This is a genomic window from Cryobacterium sp. N19 (genome assembly GCF_002929595.1).
Taxonomy (GTDB): domain Bacteria; phylum Actinomycetota; class Actinomycetes; order Actinomycetales; family Microbacteriaceae; genus Cryobacterium; species Cryobacterium flavum.
Genome location: NZ_PJJR01000054.1, coordinates 63,038 through 83,167, shown reverse-complemented (window position 1 = coordinate 83,167; position 20,130 = coordinate 63,038). Strand labels below are relative to the sequence as shown.

General features: G+C 64.5%; 20 protein-coding genes. 4 read left to right on the top strand and 16 right to left on the bottom strand.

The features are described from left to right. Positions 1-36 precede the first annotated feature (36 nt). The 8 genes from CXY78_RS18555 to CXY78_RS18520 all read right to left on the bottom strand — a co-directional run bounded on the left by CXY78_RS18555 (position 37) and on the right by CXY78_RS18520 (position 7,459). Positions 37-1,317, bottom strand: a complete 1,281-nt coding sequence (locus tag CXY78_RS18555; protein ID WP_104090623.1) for an ABC transporter substrate-binding protein — start codon at positions 1,315-1,317, stop codon at positions 37-39. Between the two features lie 81 nt (positions 1,318-1,398). Next, entirely contained in the window at positions 1,399-2,241 is an 843-nt protein-coding gene (locus CXY78_RS18550) for a carbohydrate ABC transporter permease (RefSeq protein WP_104090621.1), read from the bottom strand. Beyond that, positions 2,238-3,161: a carbohydrate ABC transporter permease gene (locus CXY78_RS18545; RefSeq protein WP_104090620.1), complete on the bottom strand. Its 924-nt coding sequence runs from the start codon at positions 3,159-3,161 to the stop codon at positions 2,238-2,240. Before CXY78_RS18545 ends, CXY78_RS18550 begins: the two co-directional genes overlap by 4 nt. After that, on the bottom strand, positions 3,158-4,168 hold the full coding sequence (locus tag CXY78_RS18540) for a LacI family DNA-binding transcriptional regulator (protein ID WP_233206239.1): 1,011 nt from the start codon (positions 4,166-4,168) through the stop codon (positions 3,158-3,160). The genes CXY78_RS18545 and CXY78_RS18540 overlap by 4 nt, the downstream gene beginning before the upstream one ends. A gap of 71 nt (positions 4,169-4,239) precedes the next feature. Beyond that, complete coding sequence (locus CXY78_RS18535; protein WP_104090617.1) at positions 4,240-4,926, bottom strand: hypothetical protein; 687 nt, start codon at positions 4,924-4,926, stop codon at positions 4,240-4,242. 134 nt (positions 4,927-5,060) lie between these two features. Beyond that, entirely contained in the window at positions 5,061-5,480 is a 420-nt protein-coding gene (locus tag CXY78_RS18530) for a hypothetical protein (protein WP_158253349.1), read from the bottom strand. A gap of 27 nt (positions 5,481-5,507) precedes the next feature. Beyond that, positions 5,508-6,695 carry an esterase family protein gene (locus CXY78_RS18525; protein WP_158253348.1) on the bottom strand — a complete coding sequence of 396 codons (1,188 nt, stop codon included), beginning with the start codon at positions 6,693-6,695 and terminating at the stop codon, positions 5,508-5,510. A gap of 224 nt (positions 6,696-6,919) precedes the next feature. Next, complete coding sequence (locus CXY78_RS18520) at positions 6,920-7,459, bottom strand: DUF1003 domain-containing protein (RefSeq protein WP_369827356.1); 540 nt, start codon at positions 7,457-7,459, stop codon at positions 6,920-6,922. A gap of 898 nt (positions 7,460-8,357) precedes the next feature. Between CXY78_RS18520 and CXY78_RS18515 the strand changes: the two genes are divergently transcribed. Together CXY78_RS18515 and CXY78_RS22215 are read left to right on the top strand one after the other, a co-directional pair. Continuing rightward, on the top strand, positions 8,358-10,064 hold the full coding sequence (locus tag CXY78_RS18515) for an HNH endonuclease signature motif containing protein (RefSeq protein WP_158253347.1): 1,707 nt from the start codon (positions 8,358-8,360) through the stop codon (positions 10,062-10,064). Then, the gene (locus CXY78_RS22215; protein WP_369827355.1) at positions 10,001-10,642 is read left to right on the top strand and encodes a helix-turn-helix domain-containing protein; all 642 of its coding nucleotides are present in this window, start codon (positions 10,001-10,003) and stop codon (positions 10,640-10,642) included. Before CXY78_RS18515 ends, CXY78_RS22215 begins: the two co-directional genes overlap by 64 nt. Here CXY78_RS22215 and CXY78_RS18505 read toward each other — a convergent pair. Both CXY78_RS18505 and CXY78_RS18500 read right to left on the bottom strand, forming a co-directional pair. Then, complete coding sequence (locus CXY78_RS18505) at positions 10,617-11,120, bottom strand: DUF3830 family protein (RefSeq protein ID WP_092339660.1); 504 nt, start codon at positions 11,118-11,120, stop codon at positions 10,617-10,619. The genes CXY78_RS22215 and CXY78_RS18505 overlap by 26 nt on opposite strands. 8 nt (positions 11,121-11,128) lie before the next feature. Next, a complete protein-coding gene (locus CXY78_RS18500; protein WP_104090610.1) occupies positions 11,129-12,532 on the bottom strand; it encodes an amidase in 1,404 nt (467 codons plus the stop codon). A gap of 144 nt (positions 12,533-12,676) precedes the next feature. Between CXY78_RS18500 and CXY78_RS18495 the strand changes: the two genes are divergently transcribed. Beyond that, positions 12,677-13,411 carry a maleate cis-trans isomerase gene (locus tag CXY78_RS18495; protein WP_104090609.1) on the top strand — a complete coding sequence of 245 codons (735 nt, stop codon included), beginning with the start codon at positions 12,677-12,679 and terminating at the stop codon, positions 13,409-13,411. 91 nt (positions 13,412-13,502) lie between these two features. Here CXY78_RS18495 and CXY78_RS18490 read toward each other — a convergent pair whose 3' ends face one another. From CXY78_RS18490 to CXY78_RS18465, 6 genes are all read right to left on the bottom strand, one after another. Continuing rightward, entirely contained in the window at positions 13,503-14,309 is an 807-nt protein-coding gene (locus CXY78_RS18490) for a hypothetical protein (protein ID WP_158253346.1), read from the bottom strand. Continuing rightward, positions 14,309-15,193, bottom strand: a complete 885-nt coding sequence (ehuA, locus tag CXY78_RS18485) for an ectoine/hydroxyectoine ABC transporter ATP-binding protein EhuA (protein ID WP_104090607.1) — start codon at positions 15,191-15,193, stop codon at positions 14,309-14,311. The genes CXY78_RS18490 and ehuA overlap by 1 nt, the downstream gene beginning before the upstream one ends. Continuing rightward, positions 15,177-15,833 carry an ectoine/hydroxyectoine ABC transporter permease subunit EhuD gene (gene ehuD / locus CXY78_RS18480; RefSeq protein ID WP_092339656.1) on the bottom strand — a complete coding sequence of 219 codons (657 nt, stop codon included), beginning with the start codon at positions 15,831-15,833 and terminating at the stop codon, positions 15,177-15,179. The genes ehuA and ehuD overlap by 17 nt, the downstream gene beginning before the upstream one ends. After that, complete coding sequence (gene ehuC, locus CXY78_RS18475; RefSeq protein WP_104090606.1) at positions 15,830-16,540, bottom strand: ectoine/hydroxyectoine ABC transporter permease subunit EhuC; 711 nt, start codon at positions 16,538-16,540, stop codon at positions 15,830-15,832. The genes ehuD and ehuC overlap by 4 nt, the downstream gene beginning before the upstream one ends. A 99-nt stretch (positions 16,541-16,639) precedes the next feature. Then, complete coding sequence (gene ehuB, locus CXY78_RS18470) at positions 16,640-17,533, bottom strand: ectoine/hydroxyectoine ABC transporter substrate-binding protein EhuB (RefSeq protein ID WP_104091008.1); 894 nt, start codon at positions 17,531-17,533, stop codon at positions 16,640-16,642. Between the two features lie 150 nt (positions 17,534-17,683). Continuing rightward, a complete protein-coding gene (locus CXY78_RS18465; protein ID WP_104090604.1) occupies positions 17,684-18,691 on the bottom strand; it encodes a D-2-hydroxyacid dehydrogenase in 1,008 nt (335 codons plus the stop codon). A gap of 133 nt (positions 18,692-18,824) precedes the next feature. Here CXY78_RS18465 and CXY78_RS18460 point away from each other — a divergent pair, with 133 nt between their 5' ends. Next, positions 18,825-20,111, top strand: coding sequence for an aspartate aminotransferase family protein (locus tag CXY78_RS18460; RefSeq protein ID WP_104091007.1), 1,287 nt, complete (start codon positions 18,825-18,827; stop codon positions 20,109-20,111). The last annotated feature ends 19 nt before the right edge of the window (positions 20,112-20,130 follow it).

Sequence of the window (20,130 nt, the reverse complement as noted above, 5' to 3'; positions counted from 1 at the left end):
CGCTATGCCCTACCGTTGGTACTGGTCAGCCGGGAATTAGCCGATGCTGGCGAATCCGTCCTGCAATTGCGCTTGCAATTCCTCGGTCGTGATGGCGTTCGCGAAGTACTGCTGAAGCGCTGGAGTGGCGATCTGGTCCTTCCACTGCACGTAACCCACAGCCGACTGGAACGGGGCCATCGCAAGCGCCTCGCCCGACTTAAGGATCTCAGCCCAGCCGCCATCGCCGCCGGTCTCGCTGAGTAATGCGGCGCGGCCGTCTTCGGTCGTCGGAACCAGCCAGTCGCCCTGGCCAAGAGCAGAGAGGTTCTCCGCGTCGGCGAAGAACTCCACGAACGCCGCAGCCTCCTCGACGTGCTCGCTCTCGGCTGCCACCGACATTGTCTGCGGGTTGGCGGCCTGAGCGGTGCCAGCGGAGCCGGCGAGCGGCGGCAGCACGACCCAGTTGAAGCCTTCCGGCGCCGACTCCGTCATCTGCTGCGAGTAGAAGTTGCCACCGAAGAACATTGCGTAGTCACCGCCGAAGAATCCGGGCAGTGCGTCGGTCCCGCTGAGGGTCATCGAGACCGGCTCGATCGACTTGTCGTCGTAGGCCATGGCATGGATGCGCTCTGGTACCTCGAGCTCGGCATCGCCAACCGCTATGGTCGATGCGCCATCTTTCGTCTCGAAAAAGGTTCCGTCGAAGCCGAGGCCCATGTTCATGACCGTAGCGGTCGGCGATTTCAGTCCCCAGCCGACGCCGTAGGTGCCGTCGGCGGTTAGCTCACTGGATACCGTGGCGAAATCGTCCCAGGTCATTTCGTCGCCGACAGGCAGTTCAACGCCGGCCGTGGCGAAAGCATCCGCGTTGGCGAACACGACGTAGGACTGCAGTAGTGTCGGCACGCCCACGATCGAGCCGTCGCTGGACGTGACGGTCTTCCAAATGTCATCGGTGATGCCGTTTTTGAGGTCATCTCCGAGGTACGGGCTGAGGTCGGCCAGGTATCCCTGCTCGGCGAACCCGGCGATCGCGGCGGACTCGTAGTGGATGATGTCCGGGGCGGTGCCGCCCTGGAACTGGGTCACAAGCTGGTCCTGCACGTTGTCCCAACTCCCCTGGGTGATGTCGACCTGCACATCCGGGTTTGCGGCGTTCCAATCAGCGACGATGCTGTCCGTGGCGGCGATGGTGGTTTCTTGCCAGGCGAGACTCTGAAACGTCAGAGTAATCGGTTCCCCGCTACTGTCGGCGGAATCCGTGGCTCCGCTGCAGCCGGCCAGAAGGCCGGTGACGGCCAGGAGGCCGACGCCGACGGTGATGGCTTTCTTCATGGACTTTCTCCTTGTGTGTGAGTGCCGCAGCGCACATCACTGTGTGCCGCGTTGAAACGGGTGACTTTCGGTGCAGGGTGGTTATCCCTTGACGGCCCCGCTGAGCAGCCCAGAGGTGAGTCGTTTCTGGATGAGAGCGAAGAACGCAAGACTGGGGATGGTCGCCAAGAGTGAGGCGGCGGCGAGCTGGCCTAGCTGAACCTGTCCTTCGGCGCCGACAAACCGGGCGAGGGTGAGGGGCAGGGTTTGCAGGGCTGGATCTTGGATGAGGACGAGCGCGAAAAAGAACTCGTTCCACGACGAGATAAAGGTGAACATGCTCGTGGCGACGAGACCAGGCATGAGCAGAGGAAAGACGATCGAACGCAGGATACGAAACTTGGACGCACCGTCCATCGCTCCCGCTTCTTCGAGTTCCACGGGGATGCCGGCCACGTAGCCCTGCAACATCCAGAGCGCAAAAGGCAAGGACCAGACCGCGTACACGATAATGAGGCCGAGATGCGAGTTGAGCAGATTAATCTCGCGCAGTACGAGGAACAACGGGATGATGATCAGGATGAAAGGGAAGACTTGGCTGAGCAGGATCCATCCGGTCGCGATGCCACGCAGCTTGGTGCGAAACCGAGCAAGGGCGTAGGCCGCCGGAAGCGACATCAGCGTGACGACAATAGTCGTCGACAGCGCGACGAACAGGCTGTTGCCGGCGGCCGTGAACAGGTCGGCTTTCTGCACGGCCGCGACGAAGTTGTCGAGGGCGAACGATTCCGGCAGAAAGGACTGGGTCGGAGAGCTGAGTTCCCGCGGCGTCTTGAACGATGCCGTGAGCAGCCACAACAGCGGGAAACCGAGAAAAATGATGTAGCCCGTGAGTGCGAGGTACTGCAGGGTGCGGGCGGGCCAGCGAGTTCTGGTGGATTTCATTTGCTTTCTCGCATCTGCGACCGAAGGTAGAAGAACAGGAAGAACGCGATCACGATCACCATGACGTTGCCCATCGCCGAGGCCAACCCAAAGTTTCCGTACCGGAACGCCTCGTTGTAGGCGAAGAGCATTGGAAGCATGGTTTCACCGCCAGGCCCGCCGGCCGTGAGCACAAAGACCAGGGCGAAGGAGTTGAAGTTCCAGATGAGGTCGAGCGTCGTGATCGCGATGATCACCGGCTTGAGGGCGGGCAAGGTCACATGGATGAACCGTTTCCAGGCCCCGGCCCCGTCAATGGATGCCGCTTCATGCAGTTCGGTCGACACCGATTGCAGCCCGGCGAGGAGAACGATGGTGGTCTGTGGCATGCCTGCCCAGACCGCGACGACGATCACTGCGGGGAGGGCTGTGGCGAAGTTGCCGAGCCAGTTGATTTCACCGGGCAGGCCGACCGAGCTGAGCATGTCGTTTATCGGCCCATACGTCGGATTCAGCATGAGACGCCACATGATCGCGATAATCACCGGAGGCATAGCCCACGGCACGAGCACGAGGGTACGGGCGAGCCAGCGCATCTTGATGTCGAGGTTGAGAAGGGTCGCGAGGCCGAGGGAGGCCAGAAATTGCAGCACGGTGACGGACACCGCCCAGATCATTCCGATACGGAAGGATTTCCAGAACAGCTCGTAGCTGAGCAACTTGATGTAGTTGTCGAGTCCATTGACTGACGTCGTAGCGTTCAGGCCGGCCTTGGCGTCGGTGAACCCGAGCAGAATGCCCTGAACGAGCGGATAGACGCTGAAGATGACCACCGGGATCAACGCGGGCAACACCAGCAGCCAGGCATCGCGGTTCTTACCGCGGTGAGAGGGAGAGCCCTTGGGACGTTTGCTGGTGGCCCGAGCTTTGATGAGCGTCATCCGGCCACCACCGAGGACTCACGCACGACCAGCGTCGGCGAGACGACGACGCTCTGCACCGGGCGATCCGGGTCGTCGATGCGTGCGAGGAGTAGCTTCGCCGCTTTGCGGGCACGTCGTGCCGATCCGAGATCGACACTGGTCAGTGCCGGGTTTGCGAGTTCGGTAATGTCCGTGTTGTCCATGCCGACCAGGGCTATGTCCTGCGGAACCCGAAGTCCACGCCCGACAATGATTTTCATTGCCGCCACGGCGAGCAGGTCGTTGGAACAAACAATGGCGTCTGGACTGGACTGGTTGAGCAGTGCTGTCGTCGCAGCGAGTCCTGCATGATAGGTGAAGTCGGTGGCTTCGACCTGCAGGTCGCTGGTGACGGGCAAGGCAAGGTTGGTCATGGCTTTGAGATACCCGGCGAGGCGGGCTGTCCCGGGCACCGTGTCGAGTGGACCGTTGAGGAAGGCGATGTGACGGCGACCTTGCTCATACAGGTGTTTGACGGCGAGTCCGACGCCCTTGCGAGAGTTGGCCCGCACATTATCGACCGCGACGCCCTCCGGAAGTGAACCGATAATGACCAGCGGAAGGCGACTGGCGCGCACCTCCTCGATCAGATCAGGAGTGACTCGCAGGGGGCTGAGGATGAGCCCGTCAGCGAAGCCACGATTGAGGTTCTTGAGCAGGTTGATTTGGTCGGCGGGGTCACTGCCGGTGGACGAAAGCACGAGCCGAAACCCAGCGGAGGCCACGACCTCGTTGACTGCGTGCATCATGGACACGTAGACCGGATTACCGACGTCAGCGACGGCCAATGCGATCTGCTCGGTGCGACCGACCTTGAGGGATCGGGCGGTGGCGTTGGGGACGTAGCCTAATTCTTCGGCCGCTGCGCGAACGCGCTCGGTGATCGATTCCGATGCCGGTAGCCCGTTGAGTACCCGGGACACAGAGGCGATCGACACCCCAGCGCGTTCGGCGACGCGCACGAGGGTTGACTTGCCAGTACTCACTTGAAATCCCGATCTTCGTTGAAGGGTGCGTGCCTGCACGCTAACCGCCGTGGCCATAGTTCTCAGGGGTGTTAGCCCGGAAACCCGCCACGACGGTAAACGTTTACAAGAACGATTACACGGACACTATCACTCTCGATGCGGTCGACGCAAGAACTCGCCCAACTAGCCCGCAAATTTCCCCTTCGAAGCCCGTAGCCGACCCAAGTCACACCCATCAGCAGGAGCAGCGCCGACAAAGCTGCCCACCGAGCGGCGTCGACGCTGGCAATAACCAGACTGCCTATTGTGACGGTGGGTGCTGGTACGGGCGGTGCCGTACCGTCTGGCACAACGGCTGCGATATCAGCAGGGGCGCTGACCGACGCGGTCACGACCGCATCGAAGGGAATCGTAGTGAGGAACACGTCACCGGCCCCGGCGTTCTGCACGCCTGACACACTGCCGAAGGTCACGCCCTGGATCCAGGTCGATCCGCCCCCGGCGATGAACAGGTTCGCCTCGTCATAATCATCGGCCCCGTCTCGCTGGGCCGAGCCCAATTGGGTGCGCTCGACTATCGCCCCGGTCGGGTCGAGCATGAGAGCGAAGACATCAGTCCCGCCGGCGATCGGTCCGGTTCCGAGATTCCCATTCGTGTGGCCGACAACGAGGAGCCGACCGGCGGCATCCGTGGTGATCGCCGCACCGCGGTCGTCCGCGGCTGATCCGTCTTGTGTCGTACACTCACCGATTCCGTCGTCGGCCACGGCGGTCACGAAGATATCTGCTTCTCCGGCCGATCCAGCGGCCAGCGAGCCCTGCGTGAAGCCCGTCGCGGCTACACCGGTGACGGTCGTGACCAGACCGGAAACCTGGTCATTCTCTACGGTCCCAAATTGATTGGTCCAAACTAGTGTGCCGGCGCTGTCGAATTTTGCAACCCAGCCGTCATAGCGCCATCACTAGATTGTCCCGGTAGGACGTTGCCTGCCGTGCCTCCGACGTACACGCCGCTGTCTGCCGCCGCTGAGACCGCGAATCCCTTGTCCTCGCTGGTACTGCCGAACTGGGTGGACCACAACACGGCACCGGCCGTATGGATGCGAGCCAGAATTGCATCCTTATCGCCCGCGTTGGTGCGCTCGCCGACCAGAACTCCACATGTGTAGCCCGTCACGAAAGCTCCACCGGCGCCGTCGGATGCGACGCCGTAGATCCGATCTGCGGGCGCGTCCGAACCGAACGTCGTGCGCCAGAGCTCAGTGCCGTCGGCATCGATCTTCACCACAAGGCCGTCGTCGTTCTCACCCGCATCGTGTCCCTGCCTCATGAAGCCGGCCACGATGACCGCTCCGTCCTAACCATCCACGACACCGTAAGCACGTTCGTTGAAAGCAGACGCAATGGGGGTGAACCACACCTGGGCCCCATTCGCATCGTGTTTCTGCACGAGCACGTCGAGCCCGCCCTGTCCGGTCGAACCGAGCATTGCATCCGCTGCGTTAATTGCCTGGATCACACTGCCGTCGCTGCGTCCGAGAACGCCACCGGCACGATCACCACCGACCGACCCGAACTGGAGGCCGTCGGATTCCGGCCGTTCCTCGGTGCGCAGGTGTGCGGCTATGTCGACCAGACCCTCACGAAAACCTTGCTTCCATACTTCCCAGTCATGACCTCCGTCGTAGACGCGCAGTTCGGCGGTGATTCCCGCGACCCGATTGGCTTGGTTATACAGGGTCGCCGCCTCGTAGTCGAGGTCGTGGATGGCATCTTCCGGCAGCGGGTTAGCATATTCATCGTCACCCACGGCGATGAACAGGTGCACCGGCATCGCCGGATCGAATGCGGACAACGTTTCCGGGTAGTTGAGAGCCTGATATCGGTCCTCGTCGTAGAGGGTTGTCCCCACGCCGTAGGCGCCGAGCACCCGAGTCGAGGAATCGACCGGCGTCGACGGTACGTACACGGCTGGACTCAGGATGATTCCCACCGAAAACAGATCCTGGTGAGCGGTGGCAAACCGCAAGGCGCCGGCACCCCCCATGGAGTAGCCACCCACAGCGCGGGCCGCGCGGTCGGGTAAGGTACGGAAACTCGCATCAATGTGCTCGAGCAGGTCGCCGGTAAAGGCCGTTTCGACCGCCACGCCCGGAGTCGATCCGTCGGCGGTCCCAGTGTGCTGCGAATCAACATAATAGTTGCCGCCATTGCTCCACGGCGCGTCGGGCATGATGACGATCATCGCCGGAATACTTCCCGCCGCTGTCAACTCGTCGATGTCGCCGATTTCCTGCTGCCAGGCGGCCTGGGTGTCACCTCGCCCATGCAGCAGGTAGAGCGACGGATATCGTATCGAGCTGTCGGCGTCATATCCGGCGGGTAAATAGACCGTGTAGTCGATGGGGCCACCAATGGCCGCGCTGGCGACCGACCCGGTTGTCAGCCGGCCGTCTACGGCCTGCGCTTCACCTGTCGTCGACAGGACCGATGCCGCAACCAGGCCCGACGTCACGAGCTCGCCCATTCCCTTTTTCCACTCCATTGTGGTTCCTTTCGATGACCCTGCGACCTGGATCGCACAGTTGCCGGACAGGTGTATCCCGAGCCCGGCCATACGCACGAGGCGTGATCGCACAGGCGTGCACGCGCGGGGTCGCACATGAATTTTTAGTAAACATTTACGACAACGTTTACAGGAACTGTAGTATGCCGCGACGCGCCCGACAAGCATGAAGAATGATTGCAGCGACGCTGGTCGCTTCCAGATCAGCCCTCAGTTTGCGAGGAAGTCTGACGGGGCAGCTCGAGGCGTTCGAGAATAGCCTGCAGATCGCCGATCATGGCGAGCTGACGATTGTTGATCTCCAGCAGCGCTTCGATGTCGGTCTTGGCCGCGATGTTCGTATCGAAGTCGTGCTGGGCCAGCGCCGCGGCGATCGCATCCTGCCGCTTGGCCGAGATGAGCAGAATCGCGCCCTGCAGACCGGCGAGCATGCTCAGGAACAGATTGAGCAGAATGAACGGGTACGGATCCCAGCCGGACGCGAACGAATTCGCCACGGCCCAGAGGATCATGAACAGCACGAAGCCGCCGACGAACCGCCAGCTGCCCATGGAGTTGCGCATGGTGTCGGCGGCCCGCTCCCCCGTGGTCAGGGATTTCTTGTGCTGCTGGTGCCAGGTGACGGTGAGTCCGCGGCGGGCACTCGCGGTCTTCGGTGCAAGGGGCGGCGCCGAGGCAAGACTCGGCTCGGCCGCGGCCGGCCCGGGGGTGCCGGGCGCGGCATTTGTTGACACAGTATTCATGGGCACAGTGTATGTCTGCGGGCTTCAAGCGCTCTCGTGGGGGCTGACACGGCAGCGAATGCACAGCCCGCAACAAATCTCTGTATACACAAATCCTTCTCGTTGAGAACACCATTCGGGCTCGCCTTGAGTCTTCTGCGATAGAGTCCGTCGAAACGGGGACAGACGAACTGCTCTGTATACATACTTTGTCTAGAAGTTCAAGGGGGAGCGGAAAAATGCTATCGCCCCCTATGGTCAATCTGACGCGAGTTATCGCTTGCGCAGAACCAAGCCAAGGGACAACCCTCGATGCGAATTACCTGCCCGTTTTGCAAGTCTCAGGCCGACCTGAAACCCAACCCCGCGCAGGCCCTGCGCATTACCCTTCCCCTTTACGTTCTCAAGTGCACCGGTTGCGAACGCACCAGCATTCGCGTTGAACCCGTGCGTCGGGCGCACACCCTCGCCTCGGCCTAACTGCTCGCTGGTAGGCGATTTCTTCGTCCAGGGTTCAGGTTGAGCCTGGGATGCCGGCAAAGGTTGCCGGCGGTGTCACGTCGTCGTGGGTGCCCCGGTTGTCTACGAGCCAACTCAGCGGGGTCGACTATCGCTGTCGGGCACCGCTGTCGGGCACGGGCGGCGCGGAACTGGCGCAACAGTGTTGCGTCGGGCAATGGGTAAGTGCGAATGCTTGGGGCGCATTCGCGAAGGAGAATCGCTCATTACTTCGACATTGCACGGCTGACGCCAAGACGGTACTGCGGTGAAACACGAATGATCGTCCTTGTGCTGCCTGATGGCGGTCGCAGTAATGTTGACGAAATTGGATCGGTCGGGCAACTTTGGTGCCTGGAGCATTTGTGAGATTCTATCGCTTTTGCGTTCGATTCTTGGTAGAATTGGCGTGAAGGAGGCAATGGCGCCCATGTTCATGGAAAACCCGAGTGAGTCCAGTTCGAACCCCGTCGTTGCGGCGGTAGAGCAAGCTCGGGAGATTCTGTTGGCGGCGTTGGGTGGGGTGTCGTTCGGGCTGCTGGGTGATGAAGAATCGTTGACCATGTTGCTAGCGTTAGAGAGCGTGGGCCGGGTCGTCGACGGAGCCCGGGTGCTCTCCACGTCGGACGTGCTGCGTCGCTCCGAATACTTCGATGCTGACGCAGCGAAAGCCGCCGCCCAAGCTGCTATTGATCAGAGTGCGGCCGCTCCAAGCGTGGCGGGTGCGGCCGCGGCTCTGGCTGCGCCGACGCTGGCCCGTCGGCTCGGCTGTCGCAGCGGCGTCGAGCTGGTCTGCGCCCTCGCCCGGCTATCCCGCAGCGAAGTGCGTCAGCGGTCAGCGCTCGGCGAGAAAGCCGGCCAGCGGATGCTCCTCGGCCGCCCGCTCGCTCCCACCTACCCCGTGCTCGGCGGCGCCCTGCAGAGCGGGGAGCTCGGGCTGGAGCAGGCCCGGGTGATCGTGCAGGTGCTTGACGGTCTGCGCTCCTCCGTGCTGGTGGAGGACCTCGACCGGGTCGAGCGCTCCCTGGTCGCCAGCGGCTCCGGGGCGATCACCCCGGAGACTGAGGGGCTGCCCGGTGCGGGCATCGCGTTCGCGCCGGAGTGGCTGCGGCAGCAGGGCATCCAGTGGAAGGCACGCCTCGCCCCCGATGGCACTGCGCCCGGTGAGACTGCGCCGGAGCGGCGCAGCTGGCTCACCTTCGGCACCCTCAATAACGGCGGCTACAGCCTCAACGGCTGGTTCACCACCCTCGACCGTGCCATCATCGGCAACGTTTTCGACGCGTATCTGTCCGCCGCGGCGGCCAACCCGGTCCCCGGGAACGATACCCCCACGGCCACCCCTGCCACCGATGTCATACCCCGCACCACGGTTGAGTTCCGGGGGACCGAACCCTCCGACGCCAGCACCAACGGCACCAGCAACGAGGCCGAAACCCAAGCAGAAGCAGAAACCGGGGTCGAAGTCGAGGTCGAGGCTAACCCCCCACCTGGCCCGCACGGTCCGTGCCCGCAGCAACCCGACGACACCCGCTCCCGCGGTGAGAAGCAAGCCGGCATTCTCCGCGCCGTGTTCGAAGCCGCCGCCCGGCAGCCGGGCACCCCGACCATGGGCGGTGCCGCCCCGACCGTGCTCGTGCACATCAACATCAACGACCTCCTCGACGGGCGCGGCGCCGGGTGGATCGACGGCATCGACGGCCCGCTCACCCCCAGCCAAGTCGACGAACTGATCTGCGCCGGCGGCTACCAACCTGTGCTGTTCGGCCACACCGGCACGATCCTGCACTTGGGCACCAGCAACCGATTCTTCAGCGCCCAACAGCGCCGAGCCCTCGCCGCCCGCGATGGTGGCTGTGTCATCCCCGGCTGCACCGTGCCACCCCATCTCACCCAGGTTCACCACGTCGTCCCCTGGCGCCAGGGCGGCCCGACCGATATAGATAACGCCGTGCTGCTCTGCAACGCCGGCCATGCCAGCATCGATACCTCCGGCTGGGACATCGAGATGCGAGACGGCCGCCCCTGGGTGCGCGGACCGTTCGTGTTCGACCCTACCCAAACATGGCGCCCCGCCGGCCAAAACCGCGCCGCCACCCCCGCCGAGAAACCCAACTGGGACAAGTAAGCCCGAGCGGCCCGAGGCACTCGACCGACGGAATGGCTGGGCGGCGCAGACCGCCACCGCAAGACCGTGGCGGTCTCGGCAGGCTCGACCAACGGGTGGTGGCGTTTTCGGAGACTGGGTGCGGCGATTACTATGGCGGTTGCGACGGGCATCCGTTTAATGCGTCCCGGTCAGCCCAACCGGGCTACCGGCATACTGAGTCTCATGGCCAACTCTCCATCGGGCGATTCAATGCTGACGCGACTCGTGAGCATCTCGGCGCCTTCGACGCCACACGCACCGCGATGACAGTTTCGACCCTGGCCCGGCGGGTCGACATTCCGTTGGCGACCACGCACCGGCTCGTTGCACAGCTGGTCGAGCAGCGACTGCTTGAACGTGCCGACACCGGCGAGGTGCGGCTCGGCATTCACCGCCCGGGAAACATACCGGGTACCGACCGATCAACTCGGTGCGGTGGCGCTTCACACTGTGCCGATCAAAGTCATCCGCTAACGCGACAACGGATAAGCGGATGCGCGGCACCGGCGCATCCGCTTATTTCGTTGTCGACTAGTCCTCGAACCGGGCGTAGGTGAGGGTCTCGCCGCGGGCGCCGCCCATCCAGACGTCCTGGCAGGCGGCCTTCATTTCGGGCAGGCCCTCGATGATGGTCGCGAACACGTTGCCGGGAACCCAGCCGCTGTCGCCGTTGATGAGCAGGTTGTTGCGGTCGTAGAACACGGCGAGGTCGACGATGGTGCTGAGCTCCTTGGGACCGCCGCCCACCTCGTAGCCGTGCGAGGGGGTCTGCAGGTCGTTCGCCGAGAAGGTGAAATAGCAGACGTCGCCGGGGATCGGAGTGATCGTGGTGTTCTCAGGCCCGGGTTCGGCGGGAGCGAAGGCCGGCACCAGGTTGTAGATCTCGTTGCGGGCGTACTTGCCGTGAAAGACCTGGCCGGAGAGGGGCAGGGCGTCCCAGACAGCATTGCTCGTGCGGGGCGCCTCGTCGTCGAGGAGAATGGCCTTGCAGCTGACGCCGCGCTGTTCCAGGGTGATGGTGATGTAGCGAGCCACGGGGGTCCTTATCTGTTGGGGTTGATACCGGCCGGCCACTGCGCGGCCTGTTCGTAGGCGGCGGCGACCCGCAGGATGCGCGCATCCGCGTGGCGTGGCCCGACGATCTGCAGGCCCACCGGCAGGTTCTCGCCGGTCACGCCGCAGGGCACCGTGATCGCGGGCTGCTGGGTGAGGTTGAACGGGTAAGAGTACGGGGTCCACGAGGTCCAGTCCGGCGAGGATGAACCGGCCGGAACATCCACACCGGCTTCGAACGCGGTGATCGGCAGGGTCGGGGTGAGCAGCACGTCGTACTGTTCGTGCAGCAAGCCCATGTCGTGACCGAGTTTCATGCGCACCGCGGTCGCATCGAGAAAGTCGCTCGCCGAGAAATCGTGGTGGCGTTCGAGCGCGGCGAGCAGGCCGGGATCGATGCTCTCGCGTGCTTGGGGCCCGAACGGCTCGAGCACCTTGGCCGCGCCGGCGAACCAGAGCACGTGGTAGGCGTCAACGGGGTCGCTCCAGCCGAGGTCGAGCTCGGTCACCTCTGCGCCAAGGCCCTGCAGCACGGCAACGGCGGTGCGCACGGCAGCCTCAACCTCGGGATCGTTGCTGCCGTAGCCGAGGTTGGAGCTGAACGCGATGCGCATTCCCTGTACTCCGCCATCAAGGCCCGCGCTGAACGAGTCGCGCGGAGCCGCGAGCGACGACCAGTCGCGCGGGTCGGGGCCGGCGAGCACGTCCAGCATGAGGGCGGCGTCCGCGACCGAGCGGGCGAGCGGGCCGGCGTGGGCGAGGGTTCCGAACGGGCTGGCCGGGTACAGCGGAATGACCCCGTAGGTGGGTTTGAGGCCGACCACGCCGGTGAAGCTGGCCGGGATGCGTACCGAGCCGCCGCCATCCGTCCCCACCGACCACGCACCCATGCCGGCGGCGACCGCAGCCGCGCTGCCGCCGCTCGATCCGCCGGAGGTTTTGGACGTGTCCCAGGGATTGCGTGTCACGTCGGTGAGCGGGCTGTGGGTGACGCCCTTCCAGCCGAATTCCGGGGTCGTCACCTTGCCGAGCAGCACCGCACCGTTCTCCCGCAGTCTGGCGACGGCGGGCGCGTCTTCGGTCCATTCGTTGCTGCCCGGTGTGATCAGCCGGGAGCCACGCAGGGTGGGCCAGCCACGGGTGAGCATGAGGTCCTTGATCGAGGTGGGCACGCCGTCGGCGAGCCCGCGGGGTGTTCCCGCCTGCCAGCGCGCTTCGGATGCCCGCGCGTCGCTGAGTGCGGATTCGGCGTCGACCAGACACCAGGCATTGATCGCCGCGTTGCACGTCTCGATCGCGTCAAGGGCAGCCTGCGTCACCTCCACCGGCGAGACCTCGCGGGCACGGTAGGCGGCGACCAGCTCGGTCGCGGTGGCCCATTCGAGTGAATCCATGAGTGGCTGCTCCTTCTGGAAGCGCGGATCGAACCTGAAAACGACCCGTGCGCGAGATTGTCGACAATCCTCAAACTATCACAGTGGGGTCGATTCTTGTAGTATTGTCTACATTCTAATGATGATTTACGCAGGGAGATCCAGATGAGCGTCACCGTCGGCATGCTTTACCCCGGCTTCGGAGCCGAAGATGACTACCCCTTTCTGGAGCAGGTGCTCGGCGGGTACGCCCGGCTTCCGCTCGTGCACACCTCGGTCGGCGTCGATGCCCACGAGGTTAATGCCCTGCTCGACCTCGGCAAGAGCGCACGCTTGCTCGAGGGGTCTGCCGCGCTGCGGGCATACGCTCCCGACGCCGTGATGTGGGCCTGCACCTCCGGCAGCTTCGTGTTCGGCTGGGAGGGCGCCCACCAGCAGGTCGCCGAGGTCAAGGCGGCGCTCGGCGTGCCGGTGTCGTCGACCTCGCTCGCCTTCGTCGAGGCGGTGCGCGCCCTCGGCCTCACCACGGTTGCCGTCGCCGCGACCTACCCCCACGATGTGGCGCAACACTTTGCCCGCCTGCTCGGTGACGCCGGAATCACGGTGCTTGAACTGGTCAGCCACGACATCAAGACGGCCGCCCTGGCCGGCGAGCTCGACCACGACGGCGTGCTGGCGCTCGCCCGCAGCAACGACAGCCCGGCGGCGCAGGCCATTCTCATTCCGGACACCGCCCTGCACTCCGCCCGCTGGATCAACGAACTCGAAGCCGCGCTCGGCAAGCCCGTACTCACCGCCAACCAGGTCACGGTGTGGCAGGGACTGCGTCTGGCCGGCGAAATCCACCCGACCGACGACCTTGGCACGCTGTTTCGCGACGCGGCGGTCCTCCCGGCCTAGCGGAGCACACCTTCGTTGGATGGGCGCACGATCAAGACTGCGCCTGGCCAGCAAACTTGCACCCGGAACGCAAATAGGCGGATGCGCCGCCCTACGCGAGCAGGCGCTGCCCGGGCCCGACCGCAGCCAGTCCCAGTGCTCGCAGCGCGGCCCACGCGGTGACCTGGTTGGCCGAGATGATGGGTTTGCCGAGCTCGAGTTCGAGCGGCGCCAGAATGTCGTAGGTGGGCAGGTTGGTGCAGCTCACGAAAATCGCTTCTGCCTCGGGCACATCGGCATTGCGGATGAGCTCGATCGCCGTGGCGTAGGGCACCTGCCAGATGTTCTCGCCGAGGCCGAGCGAGGACTGCGCGACCACCAGGCGGCCGCTCTCGGCCAGGTACACGTCGAGCAGCGAGGCCAGGTCGGCGACATACGGCGTGACGACCACGAGGCGATGCACGGCCAGATAGTCGAGGGCGTCAACGAGGGCCCCCGACGTGGTGATTCCACGGGGCGCTCCCCCGCATTCCATCGCGGCCGAGATTCGGTCGGAGCCGGCCACCCCGTTGACGAAGCTGCCCGAAGTGCAGGCGTACGCCATGACTTCGGGGCTGACACCGCTGAGGTTGCGAGCCGCCGCCAGGATATCGGCCGTGTCGCTGACCTCGAGGGCGAGCTCGACGCTGACCGGCTCGTCGACGAAAACCGTGCGGGTGAAAAACAGTGAGACTTCGGGCGGCATCCACCGCCACAGCTCACGGTCCAGGGCCATGTCGAACGGGCAGATGACGCCGATTCCGCGTTGGCGCAACGGACCGACGGTGGGCGGGCGGTCGCCCGGGGCCACCGCCGGTGACAGTGACACGGGGGTCGGCGGTCGGTAGATCTCGCCGGCGTCGGCGCGAGGGAAGTCCATCAGTGCTTGAGTACGGCCTGGAGGAAGGCGCGGGTGCGCTCTTCCTGCGGGTTCTTGAAGATCTGCTCGGGCGGTCCGCTTTCCACCGCCGAGCCGTGGTCGAACATGACGACCCGGTCGCTGATCTCCTCGGCGAAGCGCATCTCGTGGGTGACCATGAGCATGGTCATGTCGGTGCTGTTGGCGAGATTGCGAATGACGTTGAGCACCTCGCCGATCAGCTCCGGGTCGAGGGCAGAGGTCGGTTCGTCGAACAGGAGCACCTTGGGGCGCATGGCTAGGGCGCGGGCGATGGCGACGCGCTGCTGTTGGCCACCGCTCAGTTGCGGCGGGGTGTGGTTCATATGCGCGCCGAGGCCCACGAGCTGCAGCAGTTCGGCGGCCCGATCGCGCGCCTCGGCCTTATTCATGCCGAGCACGTGCACCGGCGCCTCGATGATGTTCTCGAGGGCCGTCATGTGCGGAAACAGGTTGAAGCCCTGAAAAACCATGCCGATTTTGCGGCGGGTGGCGCGCATCACCTTGGTCTCCCGAATCTTGTCGCCGTGCTTCACATTCCACAGCACATCCCCGTCAACGTGAACCTGGCCATCGGTGGGCGACTCGAGCGTCATGAGAATGCGCAGGATGGTGGTCTTGCCCGACCCGGACGGGCCGATGATCGACACCTTCTCCCCCGGGTTCACGTTGAAGTTCAGGGCCTTGAGTACCTGGTTCTCGCCCCAGTTCTTGCTGACGTTGTCGAACGCCACGATCGGCCCGCCGGCCACGATCGGTGCCGATCCGGTGGGCAGCCCGGTGATGCGGTCGGTGCGCGGCCCGCCGGGAAAGGCAGCATCGGGCCGGGCGGCATCCGCTGAATATGAATCATTGCTTGGGTGCATAGCGTCGCTCCATTTTGTTGACGAGCCGTGAGGCCGGGTAGCTGACCAGGAGGAAGAGGGCGCCGGCCATGGTGAGCGGCTCGAGGTAGCGGTAGGTGGACGTGCCGATGGACTGCGCGGTCGCCATGAGTTCGACCACGGTGATGGCCGAGAGCACGGCCGAGTCCTTGAACATCTGAATGAGATAGTTGCCGAGCATGGGGATGACGGTGCGCACGGCCTGCGGCAGAATGACCCGGCACCAGGTGCGCACAGGCGGCAGACTCAGTGCTGTCGCGGCCTCCCACTGGCCGGCTGGCACGCCCTGGATTCCACTGCGGTAGACCTCCGCCATGTAGGCGCTGTAATTGATGCCGATGATCACGACACCGGTCGTGAAGGCGTTGAAGCTGATGCCGTAGATCGGCAGCACGAAGAACGCCACGTAGGCCTGAATCAGCAGCGGTGTGCCCCGAATGAAGATGACCATGAACGAGACGAGCGGCGACAGCACCGGAATATTCAGGCGACGGATGACCGCGGCTACGAGTCCGAGTACGGCGGCGATGAGCGTGCCGAGCAGGGTGAGCTGGATAGTCACCCAGAGTCCCTTGAGCAGCATCGGGATGATGGAGATCGCGAACGCGTTGTCCCAGATCACAGTGCACCCACCTTGTCCTTGAGCGAGGCTTCACGCAGAGCCTTGCGCTGCACCGCGAGAGCTCTGCGGTCGAGGGCGTAGCGCTTCTCCATCCACTGCGTGAGCATGGTCAGCAGCACGGAAAGCAGGAAGTACATCACGAGGATGGTCAAAAACACCGCGGCGGTTTCGCCGGTGGTGCTGCGAATCATCTGCGCTCGAAAGGTGAGGTCGGTGACGGTGACGAGCGAGACCAGCGAGGTGTTCTTCAGCAGGTCGACCATCACGTTGCCAAACGGCGGCAGCATCGCCGGGATCGACTGCGGAATCAGGATGCGGCGTAGGCGCAGCGCTGGCGACATGCCGAGGGCGATGCCGGCCTCGGTCTGGCCCTTCGCCCGGGAGCTGATCGCGCCGCGCACGACCTCGGCGGCGTAGGCACCTTCGTTGAGGCCGAGGGCGAGCACCGCAGCGGTCAGCGGATGCAGTTGGATACCGAAGAAGGGCAGCGCGTAGAAGAACCAGAACATCTGCACGATGAGCGAGGTGCCACGAAACACTTCAACGAACACTCCCGCCGGCCAGCGGATGATCCAGTGCGGCGACAGCCGGGCCAGGCCCATGCTGAAGGCGACCAATAAACACAAGGCGCCGCTGAGGACGGCGACCAGAATCGTCGTCATCAGTCCCTGCCACAGCAGTGGCGTGTACTCGATTATGGCGGACATCACTCATTCCAATTCAACGAGGTCGAGACGTATGGTCCGATACGACTGGTCCGGATCGTGCGCCCGCCGCGGGCACCAGACCCGCGGCGGCAGAAGCGCTTAGCCCTCGGTCTGGCAGAGTTCGTCGGCGGTGGCACCCTCGACGGCCGCGGCGTCGAAGCCCCAGAGGTCCAGAATTTCCTTGAACTCAGGGGTCTTCTTGAAGGCTTCGAGCTCCACGTTGTAGGCCGTGTGGAACGCGGTGTCTGTGGTGCGGAAGGCCGCGCCGGAGCCGGTGCGCGGGGCATCCGGAACCTGCTCGGTCACTTCGAAGCTCGTGTCTGTCTCGGCAAGGGCCCGCAGCGACAGGGTCGGCAGGAAGAAGGCGTCGGCCCGGTCGGCGGCGAGGGCTTCGATGCCGCTGCGGCCGTCGTTGACCTTGATCTGCTGGGAGGCCGGAACCTTGGCCGTGTTCAGGATTCCCTCTTCGAAGCCGCCGGGCAGCACGGCGATGCGCAGGCTGGAGTCGGCGAGCACGTCGGCGACGGTGAGGATGTTCTTCGGATTGCCGACTGGCACGCCGAACGACTCGGTCGAAACGATGACCGGCTCGGAGTAAAGCACCTCGGCGCAGCGCGACTGCTTCATAAACAGGCCGGCCGCAACGGCGTCCCAGCGATTGGCCTGCAGGCCGGGAATCATGGATTCGTAGGGGGTGATGATGCCCTGCACGTCGTCAATGCCGAGGCGCTTGCAGACGGCCTTGAGAACGTCGGGCTCGCAGCCGGTGACGGTTCCGTCGCTGTTCACCTGCGTGTATGGCGGCTCGTTGGCGATGCCCACGCGCAGGTAGCCCTGCTTTTTGGCCAGGGCGAGCAGGTCGGTGCCGCCGTCGACGGCCTCGCCGGCCGGGGTGACGGTGGCGCAGCCGGTGGCGACGACCGCGAAGACGGCGCCGAGCGCGGCAACGCCGGCCCCCTGCAGAACATTACGCCGAGTGAGATTGGCAATCATGATTACTCCGATCTGGGTCACCTGGCCGAGAACGCCGCGTGGAGCGCTTCGGGAACGGCCAGGTGAATGAGTTCTACGTGTAAGTCGAAGCTACGCAGTCACCCCAATGATTGTCAACAATCTGATTGTAAAGTTCTTGTTTCGTGATCATCAGCGAGTCGGCGAGCACTGTGCGCGGGCCACATAACCGAGCTGCTTGTCGACGACATTGACCAGGGGCTCCCCGGCCAGCCAACGGGTCACGTTGCCGGTGAATTGAGCGGCCAGGCCGTCGCGCCACCCCACAACATCGCCCGACATGTGGGCCGAGACGGTAACCCCCGGGGCGTCCCAGAGCGAGCTGTGGACCGGCAGCGGCTCCGTCACGAAGACGTCGAGCGACGCCGCCGCGATCGAGCCGGTTTCAAGCGCCTGCAGCAGGGCCGCCTCGTCGATCAGTGGGCCGCGGCCGACGCTCACCAGATGAGCGGATGCCTTCATCGCGTCGAAGACGTCGGCATCGATCAGGCCGCGGGTCTCATTCGTCAGCGGCGCGACCACGACCACGTTGTCGGCCCAGCCGACGTGTTCGGCGAGCGCCGCCGACGAGACTATGGCGCCAAAGTCCGGGTCGTTCTCGCTCGCTCGTCGACCGGCGCCCCGCACCTCGAGGCCGACGGCACGCAGCAGCCGCGCGATCTGCCGACCGATGCCGCCGGTGCCGACCACCAGGACCGTACTCCCGGCGGTGCGCCGGGTCTCCCGGTGCTTCCACTCGTGAGCCTGCTGCAAAGCGCGGTTCTCGTGCAGTTGTTTGTCGTGGGCGAGAATGTTCGCCAGCACGAATTCCGCGATCGGACCGTCGAAGAAGCCGTGGGCGTTGGTGAGCACGACGTCGGAGGCGCGGAGTTCATCGAACAGCACGGTGTCCACTCCAGCCGCGGCCACGTGCACCCACTTCAGCGCCCGAGCCCGGGGCCAGGCGTCCCTAAGCGCGGTCGAGAAGAAGTCCCAGAGCAGCAGAATCTCGGCGTGCTCGATGGCGTCGGGCAGGCCGGCCGCATCGCTGTACCTGACGTCAGCGACGCGCTCGATAGCGTCCATCCCAGCGGGCCGCGCCGCGTCCAGCGGTTCGCACAGCACGACGAGGATCGGGCGGTTTGGAGTTGTCGTTTGCATTCTGCCAGCACAGTGCAGAAACGGATGATTGTCAACAATGGCTCTGCTGGCCAGCCTCGGCAGTCGGCTCGCGACATCCGTTCACCCTGAAAGGATTGTTGACAATCCGAGCATCCACTCGCATGATGGACACATGACGATTCTCAGCCCCGCCCTCAAGCAAGCCACACCCGTCGTTGTCGACCACGCGATCGGTTCCTACATCTTCGGCACGGACGGCGAGAAGTACCTCGACTTCACGAGCGGCATTGGCGTCACGAGCACCGGTCATTGCCACCCGCGCGTCGTCGCCGCCGCCCGCGAACAGGCCGGCAAGATCATCCATGCCCAGTTCACCACGGTTATGCACACTCCGCTGCTGGAGCTCACCGACAAGCTCGGTGAGGTATTGCCGGAGGGCATGGACAGCGTCTTCTACCTCAACTCGGGCTCCGAAGCGGTCGAAGCCGCCATTCGTCAGGCTCGCATGGCCACCGGCCGGCCCAACATCATCGCCTTCCACGGTGGGTTCCACGGGCGCACCGTGGCCGCTGCGAGCCTCACCACCGCCGGCACCAAGTTTCGCTCCGGATTCTCGCCGATCATGGGCGGGGTACACATCTCCCCGTTCCCCTACGCCTTTCGCTATGGCTGGGACGAACAGACCGCCGTCACCTTCGCGCTCAAGGAGCTCGACTACCTGCTGGCCACCATCTCGAGCCCGGCCGACACCGCTGCCTTCATCATTGAACCGGCCCTCGGCGACGGCGGCTACCTGCCCACCCCGCCCGCGTTCCTCGAAGGACTGCGCGAACGCGCCACCCACCACGGAATCATTTTGATTCTCGACGAGGTGCAGGCCGGCGTCGGCCGTACCGGCAAGTTCTGGGGTCACCAGTACTCAAGCATCACCCCAGACATCCTCATCACCGCCAAGGGCTTGGCCAGCGGGTTTCCGCTCTCGGCCATCGCGGCACCACTCGATCTTATGAAGAAGGCTTGGGCAGGTTCGCAGGGCGGCACCTACGGCGGTAACGCGGTGTCCTGCGCCGCCGCCGTGGCCACACTCGACGTGGTGCGCGAGGAAGGCCTGGTGGAGAACGCCCGGGTGCGCGGTCTGCAACTGCAGGCCGGCCTGAAGCGTCTCGCCGCCACCCGACCGGTGATCGGCGATGTGCGCGGCCTCGGCCTCATGCAGGGCCTCGAGTTCGTCGACGGCGACGGGGAGCCGAACCCCGAGGCGGCTGCCGCCGTGCAGCAGGCCGCCATCAAGCAAAATTTGCTGCTGCTGACCTGCGGAACGCGCGGCAACGTCGTGCGCGTCATTCCCGCTCTCATCGTGAGCGATGCCGAAATCGAGCAGGGACTCAGCGCGTTCGAAGCTGCCCTGAACGATTCCGGCGCCGTTCCCGTGCTCGAGCCCACCGGCGCAACCGCCTGAACGCCCGCACAAACCCACC